The organism is Porphyromonas sp. CAG:1061 (genome assembly GCF_000435035.1).
In the GTDB taxonomy this organism is placed as follows: domain Bacteria; phylum Bacteroidota; class Bacteroidia; order Bacteroidales; family Porphyromonadaceae; genus Porphyromonas_A; species Porphyromonas_A somerae.
This window is the reverse complement of sequence record NZ_HF988949.1, coordinates 31878-33089: the sequence shown is the minus strand read 5'-3', so window position 1 is coordinate 33089 and position 1212 is coordinate 31878. Positions and strand designations below refer to the sequence as shown.

At 42.5% G+C, this 1212-nt stretch carries 1 protein-coding gene; it reads left to right on the top strand.

Going from position 1 to position 1212, the window contains the following annotated elements:
- Positions 1-574: 574 nt before the first annotated feature.
- Positions 575-1204 (top strand): peroxiredoxin, encoded by a 630-nt coding sequence (locus QVO39_RS08535; RefSeq protein ID WP_018027700.1) that lies wholly within the window; start codon positions 575-577, stop codon positions 1202-1204.
- Positions 1205-1212: the final 8 nt, after the last annotated feature.

The window sequence follows — 1212 nt, the reverse complement described above, 5'->3', positions numbered from 1 at the left end:
TACTCAGATGAATACTACTCGACAAGTCTTTTCTAATGCGTAACCCCTGCATTCGCCCTGTACATTAAGGAGTCTGATATTTAGCTTTTTATTCAGTATCAATTGCAGAATGTTTCGTACGGGTTGATGGGATTATTGTACTTCTCTTGATCATAGAATTAGGTTGTTTTTTTAGCTTTGCTATAGGGCGTTGAAAGTGATTTTGTAACTCATTGTTTTTCAGTGTGATATGATGGCGTCAATTGAGTTGCAACTAAGCAATCGGTTAGTTGCATCTCGGCATTTGCTTAGTTGCAACTCGCCGATCGCTTAGTTGCAACTCATCTTTTGGCTACTTACACTATGGGGTAATAGTCAATGGGAAAAGTGGTATAGGAGTGTCGTGGCTAGTGTTTTTTTCAGGCGATAATAATTTTCCGATGTCAAGATTTGTTTTCTAAACATTTCGGGGGTGATGAATGTTATTGGTAATAGAGGAGGAGAAGTTTTTCCTTCTTTAGAAAGTTGTTTTTTATTCACCCCGTCACAAAGCTCTCTATAGATGTGAGTGATGGATTAAGATTTACAAATAGATATGTTTACATTAGTAGGAAAGAAAGCACCTGATTTTAGTGCAACGGCTGTGAAGGGTAGTCAGTTTATTGAGAACTTTACTCTATCGCAATTTGAGGGAAAGAAGTATGTAGTCCTTTTCTTCTACCCTATGGACTTTACCTTTGTGTGTCCTACGGAGCTACACGCATTCCAGGCAAAGCTCGCGGAGTTTGAGAAGCGTGATGTGCAGCTGATTGGTTGCTCAGTGGATAGCCAATTCTCGCACTTTGCTTGGCTTTCTCAGGATCGTAAGGAAGGTGGTATCAAGGGGGTGGAGTATCCAATCGTTGCCGACTTCTCAAAGGTGATCTCTCAAAACTTCGGCGTTTTGGCTGGTGAGGAGGATTATGATGAGGAGGGTAACCTAATCTTTGAGGGTAATCCTGTAGCTTACCGTGGTCTATTCCTGATTGATAAGGAGGGTATTGTACGCCATATGCTTGTGAATGACCTGCCACTCGGACGTAATGTGGATGAGGTGCTTCGTATGGTAGATGCCCTGAAGCACTATGAGGAGTATGGTGAGGTGTGCCCTGCCAACTGGAACGATGGCCAGGAGGCGATCAAGGAGAGCCACGATAGCGTAGCTAACTATCTATCTCACCACTAATCGCTAAT